Below are 18,767 nucleotides of genomic sequence, written 5' to 3'. Positions count from 1 at the left end.
CTTCGGCGCGGCTAAGCAGGCCGCTTCAGGCCGAGATGATCTCGCAAGGTGCTGCCTTCGTATTCCCGACGGAACAGTCCGCGCCGCTGCAGTTCCGGCACCACCAGCGTGGCAAAGGCATCGAGCTCGCCGGGGAAGTATGACGGCATGACGTTGAAGCCGTCCGCGCCGCCGCCCTCGAACCGCGCCTGCAATTCGTCAGCGATCTGCGCCGGCGTGCCGACGATACGCCAATGGCCACGTGCGCCGGCGAAATGGCGCGCAAGCTGGCGGATCGACAGGCCGTCGCGGCGCGATTGTTCGATGACCAGCGCCTGGCGGCTTTTCATTCCCTCGGTCTCCGGCAGCTCGGGCATCGGTCCGTCGATCGGATAGCTCCCGAGATCGGAGATGCTGAGATAGCTGGACAGCAGCGCCACGCCGACATCGTCGGGGATCAGCGCCTGCAATTCCTCCTGTTTCTCCCGCGCTTCGGCCTCGGTTTCCGCCACCACGGGGGAGACGCCCGGCATGATCTTGATGTCGTCGGGCTGACGCCCATAGGCAGCCATACGGCCCTTGAGGTCGTCGTAAAAGCCCTTGGCTTCCTCGAGGGTCTGCGCCGCCGTGAACACGACGTCGGCGGTGCGGGCGGCAAGGTCGCGGCCGACATCCGAGGCGCCGGCCTGCACCATCACCGGCGCGCCCTGCGGCGAGCGCGGCAGGTCGAGCGGGTCGCGCACCGAAAAGCTCTGGCCGTTGTGACCGTGAAAGCCACTGCCTTGCCAAAGTCCTGATACCACCTCGGCGAATTCGCGCGCCCGCTCGTAGCGGTCGGCATGGGGTTTCAGGCCCATCGCGCCGAAATTGGCGGCTTCGATGGGGCTGGCCGACGTCACCAGGTTCCAGCCAGCCCGGCCACCACTCAGATGATCGAGCGACAGAAAGGTGCGCGCCAGACCGTAGGGCTCGTTGTAGCTGGTCGACGCCGTCGAAACGAGGCCGATGCCGCTGGTCTGCACGGCGAGCGCGGACAGCAGGCTGATCGGCTCGAAGCCGATCGAGCGTGAGGTCTGGCTGGCGATGCCGACATTGGCTTCGCGCAGACCGGCGGCGTCCTCGCAGAACACCATGTCGAACTTTGCCGCTTCCGCCGTGCGCGCCAGCTGGATGTAATGATCGATGTCGATGCCTGCCGTAACATGCGCCTTGGGGTGACGCCAGGCGGCGATGTGGTGGCCCGTCGCCCACAGGAAGGCGCCAAGCTTCATCTGGCGGGTCATTGCGTTCCTCCGGCAAATCCGAGATGCGAGCGCAAGATGGTGCCGGGATAATCCGGGCGGACGAGGCTGCGGCGCTGCAATTCCGGCAGCACGCGGCCGATGAAACCGTCAATCGCGGCAGGCGGTATTGCGATGTTGAACCCGTCGCAGCTTTGCGAGCTGAACAATGTTTCGAGCGCGTTAGCAGCGACATCTGCGCCAACGTTCAGCAGCAGCTTGACCGCACCCGGATCGCGTCCGCAGGCCACAACGCGGCGCTTGAGATCGTCATGGCGCGCCTTGGCGTCCTCTGTGGGTCTGTCCAGCAGGACGACATCGGCGGTGCGGGCGGCGATATCCAAGTCGGCCTCGGACAGGCCGGACAGCACCAGCACCGGCGTATCCTGCGGCGAGCGCGCGACGTTCAGCGGCCCGCGCACGGAGAAAAATTCGCCTTTGTGGTCGAGCAGGTGCATTTTTTCGGGATCGTGGAAGCGGCCGCCGGCCTTGTCGAACAGCAGCGCGTCGGCATCCCAGCCCTGCCACAGGCGCTGAACGATGCCAATGTATTCCTGCGTGCGGCGGCGGAACACATCGTCCGAAAATCCATCCGGCCGGCTGAAATTGGCGGCTTCCCCTGGCGCCTGCGCCATGGTCGCGTGCCAGCCGGCGCGGCCATGGCTGATGATGTCGAGCGAAGCAAAACGGCGCGCCAGATTGTACGGCTGGTGAGCGACCGTCAAGGCTGCAGCGACAAGGCCGATCCGACTTGTCACCGTCGCCAGCGCCGCCAGCAAGGTCGTCGCTTCGAAAGAACTCGACCCGGCGCTGTTCGGCGCGGAATCATCGAGGACAATCATGTCCAGCCCAGCCGCTTCCGCTTGCTTGGCAAAGCCGGCCAGGTCGCTAAACCCGAGCGGCTGCCCGGAAGTAATGTTGAGCGAAACGGCAAGATGCATTGTGGCTTGCTGGTCAGTCGGCATGGGACCATCGATCATAGGGCAGCGTATGCGACCCTAAGGTCACCTGCTTGTAAGACAACCCTGGCGACTGGGCCAACAGCCTCTCACCTGCCGGCCAGCAAATCCTTGATCAGCCGCTGGCAACGCTCGGCCATGAAGTCGAGCAGCAGCCGCACCTTGGGGTCTTGCAGCTTCTTGTGCGGATAGACGGCGGCGAACTGCACCGGCGTTGGCGGCGTGCTGGCCAGGATGACCTGCAGCCGCCGGTCGCGGATGAAGGGTTCCACCTCGAAGCGCGGCTTGTTGATGATGCCGCGGCCCGACAGCGCCCAGCCGGTCAGCACATCGCCATCGTCGGTGTCGTAGGGGCCGTGCACCTCGAATTTCTGCGGGCCGGACGGCGTCTGCAGCGTCCAGACATATTCGCGCGCCCCGGAATAGCGCAGCATCAGGCAGTCGTGCTTCTTGCCGATCAGCTCCTGTGGCGCCACCGGCTCGCCGCGCGCTTCAAGATATTTCGGTGCCGCCACCAGCACGCGTTCACATTCCATGATGCCGCGCATCCGCAGGCTGGAATCCTCAATGATGCCGAGCTTGAAGGCGACGTCGATGCCTTCCTTCATGATGTCGATATTGTGGTCGGAGAGCCTCAGCCGCACCTCGATATCGGGGTATTTGTCGTGGAAATCCGGAATGCCCGACGCAACCAGCCGCCGTCCAAGGCCGAGCGGGGCGGTCACCTTGATGGTGCCGCGCGGCTGGCCGGAAAGAGCCGAGACCGCGGCTTCCGCCTCGGTGATCGCCTCCAGCACCTGCTTGGCGCCGGAGTAGAACACCGTGCCATGCTCCGTCGGCATCAATTGCCGTGTGGTGCGGTTGAACAGCCGCACGCCGAGGTGTTTTTCCAGCTCCTTGATGCGGTTGGAGGCGACCGCCGGCGAAATGCGCATGTCGCGGCCCGCCGCCGAGAGATTACCAAGCTCGACGACGCGGACGAAGACGGCGATGTTGTCGAGATAGGCCATTCGTGGCTCTTTATGTGGCGGCGTACGTGGTCAGCCTAGTATTTTCCATTTTTTTTGAAAGTCATCGTACACCTCGCCTCTTTTCGTTTGCGCCCCACACCGTAAAGTCAGCCGATCGGCAGGGACGATTTCACATGATGGATTTCGCGATTTTCTGGGACTGGCTGAGTTTCGCCGTGCGCTGGCTGCACGTCGTCACCGGCATCGCCTGGATCGGCTCGTCCTTCTATTTCGTCGCGCTCGACCTTGGCCTGCGCCAGCGCCCCGGCATGCCGGTCGGCGCATTCGGCGAGGAATGGCAGGTGCATGGCGGCGGCTTCTACCACGTCCAGAAATATCTGGTGGCGCCGGCCGAAATGCCGGAACACCTGACCTGGTTCAAGTGGGAATCCTACGCCACCTGGCTGTCCGGCTTCGCCATGCTGTGCGTGGTCTACTATGCCAGCGCCGACCTGTTCCTGATCGACCCCAATGTTCTGTCCATGTCGGTTCCCGTGGGCATCCTGCTGTCGATGGCGACGATCGGCGTCGGCTGGGTTGTCTACGATCTGCTCTGCCGGTCGCCGCTCGGCAAAAGTGACACCGGACTGATGCTGGTGCTCTATGGCGTTCTGGTGTTCATCGCCTGGGGTCTGACGCATCTGTTCACCGGCCGCGCCGCTTTCCTGCATCTCGGCGCCATCACCGCCACTATCATGTCGGCCAATGTCTTCATGGTGATTATTCCAAACCAGAAGATCGTCGTCGCCGACCTGATTGCCGGCCGAAAGCCCGACCCGAAATACGGCAAGATCGCCAAGCAGCGCTCGCTGCACAACAACTACCTGACGCTGCCCGTGCTGTTCCTGATGCTGTCGAACCACTATCCGCTGGCGTTTGCGACGGAGTTCAACTGGGTCATCGCCTCGCTGGTGTTCATCATCGGCGTCTTGATCCGGCACTATTTCAACACCGTGCATAAGCGTGCCGGCAACCCCCACTGGACCTGGATGGCGGCTGCGGTGCTATTCGTCATCATCATGTGGCTGTCGACAGCGCCGAAAATACTGACCGGCGAGCCCAAGGCATCCGCCGCGGCCGAAGTCTATATCGCCTCGTCGCATTTCCCGGCGGTGCGCGACACCGTGCTTGGCCGCTGCTCGATGTGCCATACGGCCGAGCCGGTCTATGAAGGCATCTACCATGCGCCGAAGGGCGTGATGCTCGACACCGACGCCGGCATTGCCGAGCATGCGCGTGAAATCTATTTGCAGGCCGGGCGCAGCCACGCCATGCCGCCCGCCAACGTCACCCAGATCAGCGACAAGGAACGGGCGCTGCTGGTCGCCTGGTTCGAAGGCGCAGGGAAATAGGGATGACCTCCACACTTCTGCGCGGCCGCACGCTAAGCTTCTTGCGCTGGCCCGAAGCCATCGACGACCATGCCGCCTGGCGCTATGAGGAGGATGGCGGCCTGCTGATCCGCGACGGCCGGATCGTTGCCGCAGGCAGCTACACGGAAGTCGAAAAGCAAGCGGGCGACGGTGCGAAAAGGATCGATCATCGGCCGCATCTGCTGCTGCCCGGCTTCATCGATGCGCATGCGCATTTCCCGCAGATGCAGGTCATTGCCTCCTACGGCGCCGAACTGCTCGACTGGCTGAACACCTACACCTTTCCCGAAGAGACCAAATTCGCCAACGCCCAGCATGGCCGCCGCATCGCCCGGCTGTTCCTGGACGAGATGGTGCGCCACGGCACGACGACGGTCGCCGCCTACTGCTCGGTGCACAAGGCGTCTGCCGAAGCGTTCTTTGCCGAATCGCATGCGCGCGGCATGCTCAACATTGCCGGCAAGGTGATGATGGATCGAAACGCGCCGGCAGGCGTGCTCGACACGCCGCAATCCGGCTATGACGATACGAAGGCACTGATTGCGGAATGGCACGGCAAGGGCCGCCAGCTTTATGCGATCACGCCGCGCTTCGCCATCACCTCTTCGCCCGAACAGTTGGAGATGTCGGGCGCGCTCTGCCGCGAGCATCCCGATCTGCATATGCAGACGCATCTGTCGGAAAACCACGCCGAAATCGCCTTCACGCAAAAACTCTATCCGCAGGCGCGCGACTACACCGATGTCTACGAGCAGTATGGCCTGCTGGGGCCAAAGAGCCTGTTCGGCCACTGCATCCATCTCTTGGAACGCGAGGCCGATGCGCTGTCGGACAGCGGCTCGGTGGCGGTGTTCTGCCCGACCTCGAACCTGTTCCTCGGCTCCGGCCTGTTCGATTACCAGCGCTTTCGGCGCCGCGACAAGCCGCTGCGCATCGCCGCGGCCAGCGATGTCGGCGGCGGCACCAACTATTCGATGCTGCGCACCATGGACGAGGGCTACAAGGTGATCGCGCTGACTGGCGAAAAGCTGAACCCGTTCCAGTCCTTCTGGCAATTAACACGTGGCAATGCCGAGGCGCTGTCTATGGCGGACAAGGTCGGCACGCTGGATGAAGGCACCGATGCCGACATCACCGTGCTCGACGCCCGCGCCACGCCGGCGATGCGGCTGAGGATGGCGACTGTGGAGACGCTGGCGGAGGAGCTGTTCCTGCTGCAGACGCTGGGCGACGACCGTGCCGTGCGCGAGGTCTATGTCGCGGGGCGGCCGGCCAAGAGTGATATGATCGCGGGTTAGGACTCATCATCCGCGCGGGACAAGATGATGATTGCGCCTGGTTGCCAAGAGGTTCCCCCACTCCGTCGCCGCTTCGCAGCGCCACCTATCCCCCTCCGGAGGGAGAGGAAGGGAGCCTTTGCTTCGGAGGACGGGCGCCGGTTCGGACAGCTTTGCGCCCTTCCTCTACCCCGTCGATCGGGGGAGAGGTGTCGAGAGAAGCTCGACGGAGTGGGGGGGCGATCCTGGCGGGGCAAGACCACCACCGCGACGAGACCTTGACCGGGCGGAGCTTGTCGTACACACGATTTGTGACGATTTCGGAGAACAAAAATGGCCGCCGCAGACGACATCGCTCTGATCCAGAAACAGGAAGAGACGCTGGTCTTCCCGGCCTTCGACGAGGCCGTCGCGTTCAAGGTCGGCGCGGCGATCCGCGAGCGGGCGCTGGCCGAAAAGCTGCCCATCATCATCGATATCAGGCTGTGGGATCGGCCGCTGTTTTATGCCGCGATGCCCGGTTCAAACGCCTCCAACCCCGACTGGGCACGACGCAAGATCAATGTGGTCAAGCGCTACCTCAGGAGCACCTATCGTCTGGTGCTGGAACAGCAGCGACCGGACCGCACCTTCAAGGTCGGCGAGGGGCTGGATATTGCTGATTACGTACTGGCCGGCGGCGGGTTTCCGGTGACTGTAAAGGGTGCCGGCGTCATCGGCGTCATCGCCGTCTCCGGCCTGCCGGAACGCCAGGATCATGGCGTCGTCGTCGATGCACTGTGCGATCATCTCGGCGTCGATCGGACACAATTGGCGCTGCCGCCGGAAGGTAAATCGTGACGTTGGCGCTGCCCCTCATCCGCCTGCCGGCACCTTCTCCCCGTATAGTGACGGGGAGAAAGGACAAGCTCGAGCGCTGGCGATCCCCTCTCCCCGTCTTTCACGGGGTGAGGGTGAGGGGCAGCGCCAACGTTTGCTCATTTTGAAAACCGCCAGTTACGGCCAAGGATAACCGTGCTCGATCCCAAATCCTTTCTCATCTCGATCTTCAATGCCGCTGTTGCCGCTGCCGATCCTGAACGGACCATCAGGGATCATCTGCCGGCCAGGCCCAAGGGCCGCACCATCGTCATCGGCGCCGGCAAGGGCTCGGCGCAGATGGCGGCGGCATTCGAGAAGGTGTGGGATGGCCCGATCGAAGGGCTGGTCGTCACCCGCTACGGCTATGGCGCCAGATGCGAGCGCATCGAAATCATCGAGGCGGCACATCCGGTGCCGGACGCTGCCGGTCTTGAGGCGTCGCGGCGCCTGCTCGAAAAGGTGCAAGGGCTGACTGCGGACGACCTGGTAGTGGCGCTGATATCGGGCGGAGGATCGGCGCTGCTGCCGTCGCCTGCCGCCGGCCTGACGCTCGCCGACGAAATCGCCGTCAACGAGGCGCTGCTTGCCTCCGGCGCGCCGATCGCGGCGATGAACACAATCCGCAAGCATCTCTCGACCATCAAGGGCGGCCGGCTGGCAGCTGCCGCCTGGCCGGCCAAACTGGTATCACTGGTTGTCTCTGACATTCCCGGCGACAACCCGGCGCTGGTGGCCTCCGGCCCGACCGTGCCCGACTCCGGCAACCGCGCCGATGCGCTGGCCTCGATAGCGGCCTACGGCATGAAACTGCCCGACGCCGTCATGGCGCACATCAACTCGCCAGAGGCCGATGCGCCAGATCTGGATGACCAGCGCTTTTCACGCAATGAAGTGCACCTGATCGCCTCGGCTGGCGTGTCGCTGGAAGCGGCAGCCGCTGAGGCAAAACGGCAGGGCATCGAAGCCGTCATCCTCTCCGATTCCATCGAGGGCGAGGCGCGCGAGGTCGGTGGCGTGCATGCAGCCATTGCGCGCGAAGTGGCGACGCGCAACCGGCCGTTCAAAAAGCCGGTGCTGATCCTGTCCGGCGGCGAGACGACCGTGACCTTGCGGGCCCCTGTTGACGGAAAAAGGGGCAAGGGCGGCCGCAACTCCGAATTCCTGCTCGCCTTTGCCATCGGCATCAGCGGCGCGGAAGGTATTCATGCACTGGCCGCCGATACCGACGGCATCGATGGCTCGGAAGACAATGCCGGCGCCTTTGCCGATGGCTCGACTGTCTCGCGCATGCGTGCCGCCGGCATCGACGCCAAGGCGATGCTGGCCGGCAACAATGCCTGGACGGCGTTCAACGCGATCGGCGATCTGTTCGTGCCGGGGCCGACGGGTACGAATGTGAACGATCTGAGGGCAATCCTAATCAGTTAATCTGGCCGTGGCGGCCGAAGTTTTCCAACGTTGGATTCACGACCGTGAAGCCACCCAGCTCCGTCATCCCTGGGCGAAGCAGGAGCGAAGCTCCGTCGCGAAGACCCCTGGGATCCATTCCGTGATGTTAGCCGTCGAGCGCAACGGCATAATTCTGCACCGTAGCAGCGTGCAAACGTCGCGGCATGGATCCTCGGGTCTGCGCTGCGTCGCTTCACTCCTTGCTCCGCCCGCGGATGACGATGTCGCTGAGGCTTTCGCTCATCTCACGACCCCATCAGCCGCTTCACCTCTTTCATATCCTTTAGGAACCGCTCGCGCTCAGCCTCCTTGTCCGTCGGCTCGTGAATGCGCAGGATAAAGGAGGGGTGGATGGTGATGAACACGCGCAAGCCATCCTCGCGTTCGATCAACTGGCCGCGCATTTTCGTCACGGCAATGGCCTTGCCCAGCAGCGACAACGCCGCCGTTGCCCCAAGCGCCACGGCGAGGTCCGGCTTGATCAGCTCAAGCTCCCGGCCGATCCACCAGCGGCAGGCCTGGACTTCGCCGGCATTTGGCTTCGAATGGATGCGGCGCTTGCCGCGCGGCTCGAACTTGAAATGCTTGACGGCGTTGGTGACGTAGACTTTTTGCCGGTCGACGCCTGCGTCATCGAGAATTGCATCGAACACTTTGCCCGCTGGCCCGACAAAAGGTTTGCCGGCGAGATCTTCCTGATCGCCCGGTTGTTCGCCGACGAAGACCACTTTGGCATCATCCGGCCCCTCGCCGAACACGGTCTGTGTCGCGTCGCGCCACAACGGGCAGCGGCGGCAGCCTTTCGCGGCTTCGCGTAGCTCGGAAATGGTGTTGGCGTCATCGTCCGGCGCCTCGGCCGGCTCGCGCTTCGGCCAATGTTTCGCCTGCAGCTTGGCGTGGTGCGGCGCCGGCGTTGTCGGCAGTCTGGCAATCATATCCCTGGCGGCCTCGTCCGCTCCTGCGATCAGATCTGGAATGAGCGAGGCCTCGGGAAGGTTCCGCCAATATTTCTTCGGCATCTCCTTCTGCATCGCCTTCACCTTGAGCCGCGCCGGGTTGAAGATGTTTTCGAAATAGGTCAGCCACAACGCCTCGGTGTCGTCCTGATCGGGTGCATCGCCCTTGGCCGCACCCGGCCCGATCGCCAGCCTTTCGCCGTTCCAGTCGGCGGAGGCATAGGGCGTCAGGATGGTCCAGCGCATGCCGGTGAACCGCCGGACGAAGAAATCCGCGTTGCGCTCGACAATGAAATGCTCCGGCTCGAACCAGGCGACGTAGCGCTCGTTCTCGCCGTCGCCGATCTTCCGGAAGCGTACGAAGGCATGCATCTTATGGCTGTCGCGCCGCACCGCCTTTTCCATGGCTTCGAGCCGCCTGGTGTCGGGATCGGATGCGATCGCCAGCAGTTTCGGCTCGGTGCGCAGGCGCCAAAGCATCCAGTAGAGAAAGGCAAACCGGCCGGGGTCGGAGTGGCAGAAGGCCGTTTCGGCATGGGCGATGAACTCGCGCGGGACGGTAAGCTGCGCGCCCTCTGGCACCGCCGGCAAGGCATCTTGAGTATCATTGGCGTCGGACCCGACACCCCAACTAATATCCTCAGGTCGGACCTCATTCAGCGCCAGACGCCGTGCCGCATCGCGCCAACCGGCGAAATCGGTCTGGCTCGCTAGCCGGACAGTGTATCGGGCAAGGTCGAGCTGGGCCGGCTGCATGGTCAAAACAGAGACAGTTGTTCGCAGGACTTTACGATCGTGTCGCGCAAGCCGGTCTTGTCCGTTAGTCCACCCGGCGACCAGCCTTCGGCGATGATGAAGGGCCTCAGCTTGGCGATCGAATGGCAGATCCGTCCGACATCTTCCAGCCGCATGTGTCGGTGGCGGCGGGTTTCAAGGATCTTCGCCACCACCTTGGTGCCCAGACCCGGAACCCGCAGCAGCGCTTCCCGATCGGCGCGGTTGATGTCGACGGGAAACCTCGCCCGATTGCGCAAAGCCCAGGCGAGCTTGGGGTCAATGGCGAGATCGAGCATGCCGTCGCTGCTGCCGGCGAGGATTTCCGGCTGCGAAAAGCCGTAGAAGCGCATCAGCCAGTCGGCCTGATAGAGCCGGTGCTCGCGCATCAGCGGCGGTTTCTGCAGCGGCAGCGACGATGACGAATCCGGGATCGGGCTGAAGGCGGAGTAATAGACGCGCCGCAGATGGTAGCTGCCATAGAGCCGCGCACTGGTGTGCAAGATGCCGTCGTCGGATGTCTTGTCGGCGCCGACGATCATCTGCGTCGACTGACCTCCGGGCGCAAAGCGTTCGCGCTTCTTGGTCCTCAGCGTCGGCTCGGCTTTTTCCTCCATCTTCCGGCGCAGGTTCGCCATGGAAAGGCGGATCGTTTCCGGCTTCTTCTCCGGCGCCAGTTTCTTGACGCCCTCATCGGTCGGCAGTTCGACGTTGATAGACAGCCGGTCGGCGTAGAGCCCGGCCTGCTCGACCAGTTCGGCCGAGCTTTCCGGAATGGTCTTCAGATGAATATAGCCGGAGAATTTTTCGTCCAGCCGCAGCCGCCGCGCCACCTCCACCATCTCGGCCATGGTCTCGTCGGGCGAACGGATGACGCCGGAGGACAGGAAGAGGCCCTCGATGTAGTTGCGCCGGTAGAAATCCATGGTCAGCTTCACCACCTCGTCGATGCTAAAGCGGGCGCGGCGCACATTCGATGACGAGCGGTTGATGCAGTAGCTGCAATCGTAAATGCAGAAATTGGTGAGCAGGATTTTCAGGAGCGAAATGCAGCGGCCATCCGGCGCGTAGGAATGGCAGATGCCCATGCCTTCTGTGGAGCCGATACCGCCGGATTGGAGCGAATCCTTCTTCGCCCAGCCGGACGAGGCGCAGGAAGCATCGTATTTGGCGGCGTCAGACAGGATTGCCAGCTTTTCACGGACGGTAGGTGCGCTCATCCGTTCATGATATGTTCTTGAAGGCTGCAGCGCCACCTCATTTGATGCAGGCGGCGAAAAAGTAATCGCCGCCTGATCGTCGGGCTAGCAGGACGACTGCCCGAGTTCCAGGCGGTCTCTCAGACCTCATGGAGGTAGAGGTGGTAATCCAGCTCGCTGACGGTGCGGGCGACGCGCAGATACTCCGACTGCTTGATCGCCACGAAGGTGCGATGCAGATCCTCGCCAAGCGCCTCTTTCAGGAAGCTCGATGCCCGCGCCGCCTCGATCGCAGCGCGCCAGTCGACCGGCATGGTCGTGCGCGTGATGGCGGCTTCATAGCCATTCCCAGTGGTTTCGGGGCCGGGGTCGAGGCCTTCATCCAGACCCTTGATGATGCCGGCCAGCACCGTTGCCGCGATCAGGTAGGGATTGGCGTCGACACCCGACGGCCGGTGCTCGATGCGCCGGTTCTTGGCGTCGCCCGCCGGGATGCGCAGCGCCACCGAACGGTTGTTGACGCCCCAGGTCGGCGCCACCGGCGCATAGGACTGCGAGACGAAGCGCCGCCAGGAATTGGCGTGCGGCGCAAACACCAGCATCGATTCGGCCATGGTCTGGATCAGCCCGCCGAGCCCCTGCAGCAGCGGCAGCGACCAGCTTTCGCCGCCAGCCTCGGCAAAAACGTTACGGCCGTTCTTGTCCTGCAACGAAACATGGAAATGCATGCCGGAGCCGGCGTATTTTTCGATCGGCTTGGCCATGAAGCAGGCGGTGACACCATGGCGGCGCGCCTGCGCCCGCACCAGCCGCTTCAACATGACGAGGTCGTCGGCCGCCCGCATGACATCCTTGCGATAGTTCAGCGTCAGCTCGTACTGGCCGGGCGCGTATTCGGAAATCACCGTTTCGGCCGGAATGCCTTGCGCCTTAGCCGCGGCATAGATGTCGGAAAACAGCGGCTCCATGCCGTGCAGATGGTCGACGGAATAGACTTCCGTCTTGGCCGAGCGGCGGCCGTCGAGCACGGCGTCCGCTGGCTTTGCCTTGCCGTCGGCGTCACGCTCATTGGCAAGCAGGAAAAATTCGAGTTCGAAGGCGCCGGCGGGATAGAGGCCCTTGGCCGCCAATATGTCGACCTGCCTGGCCAGCGCCAGCCGTGGGTCCGACGACATAGGCTGTCCCTCGAGATGGTACATCGCCATCAGCAACTGGCCGCGCGGCGGGTTCGTGCCGTAAAGCGGCACCAGCGTGCCGGGGATCGGCCATGCCCTGAGATCGCCGTCTCCAGTCGTCCAGATCAGCCCGGTTTCGTGCACATCCTCGCCGGTGATGTCGAGGCCGAGGATCGAGATCGGCATGTGGCGGCCGCCCTCGAAGATGCTTTTCAGCTCATGCCGGCGCACGATCTTGCCGCGGCCGACGCCGTTGGCGTCGGTCAAGACGATATCGAAGGCTTCGATTTCGGGATGGGCGTCGAGAAAGGCTTGCGCCTCGACGGGCGTCGAGCCCGAAGGTGAAGTCATGATTAGTGTACTCGAGTTTGGCTTGGCAGCTTGTCTCATGCCGTCAGCCTTGCCGCAACCGTGGCGAAGGCGGTGATCAGCCGGTTGACCTGGGCGCCGGTGGTGGCCGGTGAGATCAGCATCATGTTGTGAAAGGGCGCGATCAGCACGCCCTGGTTGACCAGCGCGACATGGATAGCCGCCTCAAGCTCCGGCGCATGGGCAGTCTCGGCTTCGGCGCCGTTCCTGAGCGGGCCAGGGGCGCAGATGAACTCGACGCGGGCGCCGACGCGGGCGACATGCCAGGGCAGATTGTAGCGATCGATGACGCCGGTCAGCCCGGCATCGAGCCGCAGGGCGAGGCGATCCATCCGGGCATAATTCTCCTGCGTCATCACCTCTTCGAGCGTTGCGCGCATGGCTGCGAACTGCAGCGGGTTCGCCGACAGCGTCGTGCCCATGCCGGAATAGCCCGGCTCCTTGGTTCGATTGTAGTCGGCATAGCGCGAGGCGACCTCGTCGCTCATGCCCCACACGCTTGCCGGCACGCCGCCGGCGATCGGCTTGCCCAGCACGAACAGGTCGGGCTGTAGTCCGAATTTCCTGGTGTAGCCGCCGGGTCCAGTCGAAATCGTGTGCGTCTCGTCTATCAGAAGCAGCGTTCCGGCCGCGCGCGTCAGTTTGCGCAAGGCGTCGTGAAAACCCGGATCGGGCAGCACCATGCAGGAATTGGTCAGCACCGGCTCAGCAATGACGCAGGCGACATCCTTGTCCTTGAGCGCTGCTTGCAGCGCGGCGACATCGTTGAATTCAATGACCTTCGCCGTCTTGGTCAGGTCGCGAAACTCACCCGCCAGCCCCGGCCGATTCACGGGCTTGCCGTCGACCATCCGGACCATCGTCTCGTCGACCGAGCCGTGATAGCAGCCGTTGAAGACCAGTATCTTTTCGCGGCCGGTGACGGCGCGGGCGACGCGCAGCGCGAAGCGGTTGGCGTCGGTGGCGGTGGTGGCGATCTGCCAGAACGGCAGACCGAAACGCTGTATGAGCAGCGGCCCGATGGCCAGCGCATCTTCCGAAGGCAGCATATAGGTCAGGCCGCGCCCGGCCTGGCGGCGGATGGCGCGCGCCACCGGCGGCGGCGAATGGCCGAACATCGAACCGGTGTCGCCGAGGCAGAAATCGTCCAGCCTGTTGCCGTCGATATCCGTGATGGCGGCGCCCTTGGCGCTTTCGACCAGGATCGGGAATGGCGTCGGCCAGTCGTTCATCCAGTGCATCGGCACACCGCCGAAGAAGCCTGGCAGGCCGTTACCGACCTTGGCCTGCGATTTCGGCCGCGCCTTGCGGAAGGTGTTCGCCTCGCTTGTCCGCAATGCAGCGATGCGGTCACGGCTGATACCGCCAATGGACGCCTTTGAACTGTTCGTGCTGTACATGAAATCCCTCTCGGCCGGCACACTACCCAATTGGCGACGGCAACCGCAATTGGCCGTGTTGGTGCGCTGCATTGGGTCAGCAGCAAGTTCGGCAGACTTGACCTTCCGGCGCAGTCGGGCGCCAATGCGATCGGGTCTGTGGTTTGGGGAGAAAAATGCGGACGATCATCTGCGCTATTGCGCTACTCTTGTCGGCCGCTGCGGCTTCCGCATCGGGCGGCGTCTGGTGTTCCGTCGATGACAAAGCGGTGCAATTCGAGGTCGGCGCCGGGGTCACCAGAGGTATGGGCGGCCCGACCTTCAATTTTCGCGGCGATCTCGAGATACTTGGCCGGCCGGAAGGCGACAGTCTGCGCAAGACCATCTTCGAGGATTCCGACCTCACCCAGTACTGGCTGGACGACAAGGAGTTGCGGCTGAACGTCTACCACGAGCATCAGCTCGGAGATAAATTCAACTCTGTCGAACTGACGATCCTGACCAAGACCAGTGACGAGGGCGTCTATGACGGCCGGTACACGCTTGCCGTCTACGACAACGCCGCCGACACGGAACAGGACGGCAAGCCGAAAGAATTGACCGGCAAGGTGTCGTGCGGAGCCGAATAGGTCACGCCGAGATATCGATGACGCCGCAGTCGCCGGCGGCACTGCCGAAGGCGACCCGGCGCTCTTCCTTGTCCCACATCATCGCGGTGATGGCGCCCATGCCCGGGCGGCGCAACAGCACCTCTTTGGCATCGGTAAAGCGCACCGCCATGACCATGCCGTCATCATAGCCGACGGCGACGACATCCTGGCTCGGATGGCAGGCAACCGATGTCACCATGGCGTTGCCGCGCGTGCCGAGCTCCAGCGGCGCCTTGCCCATCGGGCCGTCCTTGCCCGAAAACGGCCAGACGATCGCCGCCGGCGCGCCGGAACTCGCCAGCCACTTGCCCTTCACGCTCCACGACAGGCTTTTGACCTTGCCGGGATAGCCGGTCATGCGCATGTGCTTGCCGTCGGCGAGCTTCCAACCATGCAGCGCGTTTTCCTGCATGGTGGTGACGAGGAAGGCGCCATCCGGCGAGAAGGTGACGCCGGTATGGGCGCCGGCCCATTCCAGCTCCACCGGTCTGCCCTCGGCGGCCGGGAAATGCAGCGTCGCGCCATTGTAGCGGGCGACGCCGAAGCGCATGCCCTTGGGGGAGAAGGCCAGCCCCTCGACCGAACGTGGATGGGCAAACTCTTTGGTCTTGCCGTCGGCAAAGCGCACGAACGCAGTCTTGCCTGTGGCATAGGCGATAGCGCCTTGCGGCCCGGCGGCGACGCTGGTGATCCACTTCTTGCCGGCGCTGGCGAGTTCGCTGACATTGCCGCCGGCGGCAACGGCAAAAATCTTGCCGTCCTCGCCGCCGGTGATCAGGCGGTCGTTGGCGGCGTCATGGAACGTGGAGAGCAGGCCGTCATTGGCCTGAATTGTCTTGTGGCCGTTGTCGAGCCTATGAACTGTCCCATCGGCGAGCGCAAAATGCGGCACGTTGTCGAGGAAGACGGCGGCAAGGCAGTGACCTTCCAGGTCGAGGGGAGCAACTGTGGGCATCAGGACCATTCCAATGAAGCTGTCACCACTCCCGGGAAGCCACTGAGGCGGCCAGGCCTGGCGTCAACCTTCTCCCCTTGTGGGAGAAGGTGGATCGGCGCGCAGCGCCGAGACGGATGAGGGGTGTTGAACGGATCGCCGTCGGTGCCGAGCTGGAGCACCCCTCATCCGACCTCGCTTCGCGAGGCCACCTTCTCCCACAAGGGGAGAAGGAAGAGCGGGCAGCGCTAGCGCCATAGAGTCCGGAAATCAAGCCGCCTGGCAGGCGTCAAAGCTCTTCTTCAGCCGTTCGGCGTCAAGCTCGCGGCCGATGAACACCAGCCGGCTCTCATGCTTTTCGCCGTCTTTCCAAGCGCGCTGGTGGTCGCCTTCGATGATCATGTGCACGCCTTGGATGACATAGCGCTCGTCGTCGCCCTTGAGCGCGATGATGCCTTTCAGCCGCAGGATGTTGGGACCTTCCATCTGAGTGATCTTCTCGATCCACGGGAAGAATTTCTTCGGGTCCATCTCGCCGCCGCGCAGCGACACCGACTGCACGGTCACGTCATGGATGTCGGAGGGATGCGCGTGACCGTGATGATGATGGTCGTGATCATGGTCGTGGTGATCGTGGTCGTGATCATGGTGGTCGTGATCATGATCGTGCGCCTCAAGGAAATGCGGGTCGTTTTCCAATGCGCGCGACAGGTCGAAGGCGCCGCGGTCGAGCACTTCGGACAGCGCCACGCCGGCGCGCGTGGTGCGGTGGATCCTGGCCGCCGGGTTGATGGCGCGGATGGTGGCCTCGACCTTGGCCAGTTCTTCGGGCGTCACCAGGTCGGTCTTGTTGAGCACGACGACATCGGCGAAGGCGATCTGGTCCTCGGCTTCCTTGGAATCCTTCAACCTGAGCGGCAGGTGCTTGGCGTCGACCAGAGCCACGACAGCGTCGAGTTTGGTCTTGGAGCGCACGTCGTCGTCCATGAAGAAGGTCTGCGCCACCGGCACAGGATCGGCGAGGCCGGTGGTCTCGACGACGATGGCGTCGAAGCGGCCGGGACGGCGCATCAGGCCTTCGACGACGCGGATCAGGTCGCCGCGCACCGTGCAGCAGACGCAGCCATTGTTCATTTCGTAGATTTCCTCGTCGGATTCCACGATCAAATCATTGTCGATGCCGATCTCGCCGAATTCATTGACGATGACGGCATAACGCTTGCCATGGTTTTCCGACAGGATGCGGTTGAGCAGCGTCGTCTTGCCGGCGCCGAGATAGCCGGTGAGAACGGTCACGGGGATTTGCGTCTGTGCTTCGCTCATATCTTGCCTCGAAATGGCTGGGCCACGGAATTGCGGGCCGCAAGAAGGGATTGTTGGCCTGATATAGGATGTGTGCCGGCCTTTTGCACGAGGCAAACCGCCTGGGTGTTTGACCCAGGATTGACGAAGCGGATGGGTAGACCCGAGAGGCCGAGTGCGAGGGATGCCGACCATCAACGTGTCGCCGGAAACGCCTCTTCGTTGACCTGTGCTGAGCCGCGGCGCGTCAAACCGTTGCAATCGCCTTGGCGGAAACTCGTTTGTCATCTAACTGAAATAAACATCTGGCATCACCATTTCGAGCACCACAAATGCTTGCCGGCAAAGCTGTTTCGAAAGCCGGAATCTTTTGGATCGTCGATTGCCAACCGGCCGGCTGCGTCTATGCTGCACGCACCGGTACGGCCGAAGAGGGATCACCATGGCCAAGGCGGACAAGACTGCAACGATGAGCCGGCTGCATTCGGCGGCAAGGCTGGCAAGGACCGCGCTGGCGGCGCGGCTTCTGGCGCACGGCTTCTATGCCGGCCAGGACCAGATCATGCTGACGCTCGACCGCGAGGACGGCCAGACGCCCGGCAATCTCGCCGGCCGCCTCGGCGTGCGCCCGCCGACCATCACCAAGACCATCAACCGGCTGCAGGCCCAGGGCTTTTTGGAAAAGCGCGCCTCTTCCGCGGATGCACGCCAGGCGCATATCTTTCTCACCGACACCGGCCGCGAGATCATCCACGCCATCGAGAAGTCGGTGAAGAAGACCGAAAAGCAGGCCTTGAAGGGCCTCGACAAGAAAGAACAGAAGACGCTGTTCAAGCTGCTCGCCCGCATCGAGGCCAATTTGTCGAACGAGGAGCTGGTGCTCGTCGACGACGACGCCGACATCGACGACTGACCGGCACGGCGGCCGCGTGTCTTGAGCTAGGCCGCCACCGAAGGGCCGCGCACCAGCGCCGACCAGCGGCCGGGCGTCAGGCCGAATGCTTTCTTGAAATGCCTGTTGAAATGACTCTGGTCGCTGAAGCCGGCGCCAACGGCAATCTCGGCCAGCGGCTCGCCCACCTCGATCATCCGTCTTGCCTTTTGCAGCCGGCGCATCAGCAGGAACCGATGCGGGCTGGTGGAATAGGTCGCGCGAAAATGGCGTGACAGCGCATAGCGGTCGAGCCCGGTGACGGCTTCCAGCTCATCGGAACGAACGGACCGCTCGGCATTCTCCTCGAGATAGCCGCGCGCCAGCGCTGCCGCACGCGAGGCCGACTTCCCCATCGGCTTTGCTTTCTGTCCCGCATGACGCCCCAGATGCTGCGCCAGCTCCGCAACGAAATCGGCGACGAACAGCTCGTCCAGTTCCTCATCGAGCGGCGACAGGGCCGAAAGCAGCGTGCCACGCAAGGCAGGATCGCTGACCACAGCATCCCTGACGAAAGGCAGCGGCGCGCCGTCGAGGCAGTCGAGCAGCAGTGAGGGTTCCAGATAGAGGATCCGGTAGCGCAGACCATCCTCGGTCCCGGCGCCGCCATCGTGCACTTCGTCGGGATGCAGCACGATAACCTGGCCGGGCAGGCTGTGGTTGACAGTGCCCCTGTAGTGGAAGCGCTGCACACCGGAAAGCGTCACGCCGACGGCAAGTGTATCATGACGGTGCAGGTCGAAGGCGTTGCCATGGAAATGCGCCTCGATGCGCTCGATGCCGGTGCTGCCTGGCGCCGAGACGATCCGGTCTTCATCCGCGCACGAACGTCCAAGACCCTGTGTCGCCTCACCGTCTAGATCGTGCGTCATCACCTATCCCTGCCCTTCATGGGCGTGCTCCGGAGTCC

At 63.4% G+C, this 18,767-nt stretch carries 16 protein-coding genes; 6 read left to right on the top strand and 10 right to left on the bottom strand.

Going from position 1 to position 18,767, the window contains the following annotated elements; genetic code table 11:
- Window positions 1-11 precede the first annotated feature (11 nt).
- From NLY44_RS24720 to NLY44_RS24710, 3 genes are all read right to left on the bottom strand, one after another.
- The gene (locus NLY44_RS24720; RefSeq protein ID WP_023711321.1) at window positions 12-1,262 is read right to left on the bottom strand and encodes an LLM class flavin-dependent oxidoreductase; all 1,251 of its coding nucleotides are present in this window, start codon (window positions 1,260-1,262) and stop codon (window positions 12-14) included.
- Window positions 1,259-2,200 (bottom strand): LLM class flavin-dependent oxidoreductase, encoded by a 942-nt coding sequence (locus NLY44_RS24715; RefSeq protein ID WP_023806214.1) that lies wholly within the window; start codon window positions 2,198-2,200, stop codon window positions 1,259-1,261. Before NLY44_RS24715 ends, NLY44_RS24720 begins: the two co-directional genes overlap by 4 nt.
- A 107-nt stretch (window positions 2,201-2,307) precedes the next feature.
- Window positions 2,308-3,228 (bottom strand): LysR family transcriptional regulator, encoded by a 921-nt coding sequence (locus tag NLY44_RS24710; protein WP_023711323.1) that lies wholly within the window; start codon window positions 3,226-3,228, stop codon window positions 2,308-2,310.
- A gap of 134 nt (window positions 3,229-3,362) precedes the next feature.
- On the opposite strand from NLY44_RS24710, the gene NLY44_RS24705 reads away from it, so the two are divergent.
- The 4 genes from NLY44_RS24705 to NLY44_RS24690 all read left to right on the top strand — a co-directional run bounded on the left by NLY44_RS24705 (window position 3,363) and on the right by NLY44_RS24690 (window position 8,167).
- On the top strand, window positions 3,363-4,580 hold the full coding sequence (locus NLY44_RS24705) for a urate hydroxylase PuuD (protein WP_023806215.1): 1,218 nt from the start codon (window positions 3,363-3,365) through the stop codon (window positions 4,578-4,580).
- A 2-nt stretch (window positions 4,581-4,582) separates the two neighbouring features.
- Entirely contained in the window at window positions 4,583-5,899 is a 1,317-nt protein-coding gene (gene guaD, locus NLY44_RS24700; protein ID WP_023694726.1) for a guanine deaminase, read from the top strand.
- A gap of 312 nt (window positions 5,900-6,211) precedes the next feature.
- Entirely contained in the window at window positions 6,212-6,718 is a 507-nt protein-coding gene (locus NLY44_RS24695; protein WP_023671370.1) for a heme-degrading domain-containing protein, read from the top strand.
- Between the two features lie 168 nt (window positions 6,719-6,886).
- A complete protein-coding gene (locus NLY44_RS24690) occupies window positions 6,887-8,167 on the top strand; it encodes a glycerate kinase type-2 family protein (RefSeq protein ID WP_023671369.1) in 1,281 nt (426 codons plus the stop codon).
- A 266-nt stretch (window positions 8,168-8,433) separates the two neighbouring features.
- Here the strand turns inward: NLY44_RS24690 and NLY44_RS24685 are convergent, their stop codons facing one another.
- The 4 genes from NLY44_RS24685 to NLY44_RS24670 form a co-directional block, all read right to left on the bottom strand.
- The gene (locus NLY44_RS24685) at window positions 8,434-9,900 is read right to left on the bottom strand and encodes a UdgX family uracil-DNA binding protein (RefSeq protein WP_023700412.1); all 1,467 of its coding nucleotides are present in this window, start codon (window positions 9,898-9,900) and stop codon (window positions 8,434-8,436) included.
- Window positions 9,901-9,902: 2 nt separating this feature from the next.
- On the bottom strand, window positions 9,903-11,138 hold the full coding sequence (locus NLY44_RS24680; protein ID WP_023700413.1) for a putative DNA modification/repair radical SAM protein: 1,236 nt from the start codon (window positions 11,136-11,138) through the stop codon (window positions 9,903-9,905).
- A gap of 119 nt (window positions 11,139-11,257) precedes the next feature.
- Window positions 11,258-12,643, bottom strand: coding sequence for a glutamine synthetase family protein (locus NLY44_RS24675; protein WP_023806216.1), 1,386 nt, complete (start codon window positions 12,641-12,643; stop codon window positions 11,258-11,260).
- Between the two features lie 35 nt (window positions 12,644-12,678).
- Window positions 12,679-14,061, bottom strand: a complete 1,383-nt coding sequence (locus tag NLY44_RS24670) for an aspartate aminotransferase family protein (protein WP_023806217.1) — start codon at window positions 14,059-14,061, stop codon at window positions 12,679-12,681.
- Between the two features lie 155 nt (window positions 14,062-14,216).
- Here NLY44_RS24670 and NLY44_RS24665 point away from each other — a divergent pair, with 155 nt between their 5' ends.
- Window positions 14,217-14,669 (top strand): hypothetical protein, encoded by a 453-nt coding sequence (locus NLY44_RS24665; RefSeq protein WP_023806218.1) that lies wholly within the window; start codon window positions 14,217-14,219, stop codon window positions 14,667-14,669.
- A gap of 1 nt (window position 14,670) precedes the next feature.
- On the opposite strand, the gene NLY44_RS24660 is transcribed toward NLY44_RS24665, so the two are convergent.
- The gene (locus NLY44_RS24660) at window positions 14,671-15,645 is read right to left on the bottom strand and encodes a WD40 repeat domain-containing protein (protein ID WP_023711331.1); all 975 of its coding nucleotides are present in this window, start codon (window positions 15,643-15,645) and stop codon (window positions 14,671-14,673) included.
- A gap of 249 nt (window positions 15,646-15,894) precedes the next feature.
- On the bottom strand, window positions 15,895-16,947 hold the full coding sequence (locus NLY44_RS24655) for a CobW family GTP-binding protein (protein ID WP_023703656.1): 1,053 nt from the start codon (window positions 16,945-16,947) through the stop codon (window positions 15,895-15,897).
- 421 nt (window positions 16,948-17,368) lie between these two features.
- Here NLY44_RS24655 and NLY44_RS24650 point away from each other — a divergent pair, with 421 nt between their 5' ends.
- Window positions 17,369-17,839 (top strand): MarR family winged helix-turn-helix transcriptional regulator, encoded by a 471-nt coding sequence (locus tag NLY44_RS24650; RefSeq protein WP_023694717.1) that lies wholly within the window; start codon window positions 17,369-17,371, stop codon window positions 17,837-17,839.
- A 26-nt stretch (window positions 17,840-17,865) separates the two neighbouring features.
- Here the strand turns inward: NLY44_RS24650 and NLY44_RS24645 are convergent, their stop codons facing one another.
- On the bottom strand, window positions 17,866-18,729 hold the full coding sequence (locus NLY44_RS24645; RefSeq protein WP_023703657.1) for an AraC family transcriptional regulator: 864 nt from the start codon (window positions 18,727-18,729) through the stop codon (window positions 17,866-17,868).
- Window positions 18,730-18,767: the final 38 nt, after the last annotated feature.

It is taken from the genome of Mesorhizobium sp. C089B (assembly GCF_030323125.1).
Taxonomy (GTDB): Bacteria; Pseudomonadota; Alphaproteobacteria; order Rhizobiales; family Rhizobiaceae; genus Mesorhizobium.
The sequence above is the reverse complement of the archived record's forward strand: the minus strand, read 5'-3'. Positions and strand labels throughout refer to the sequence as shown.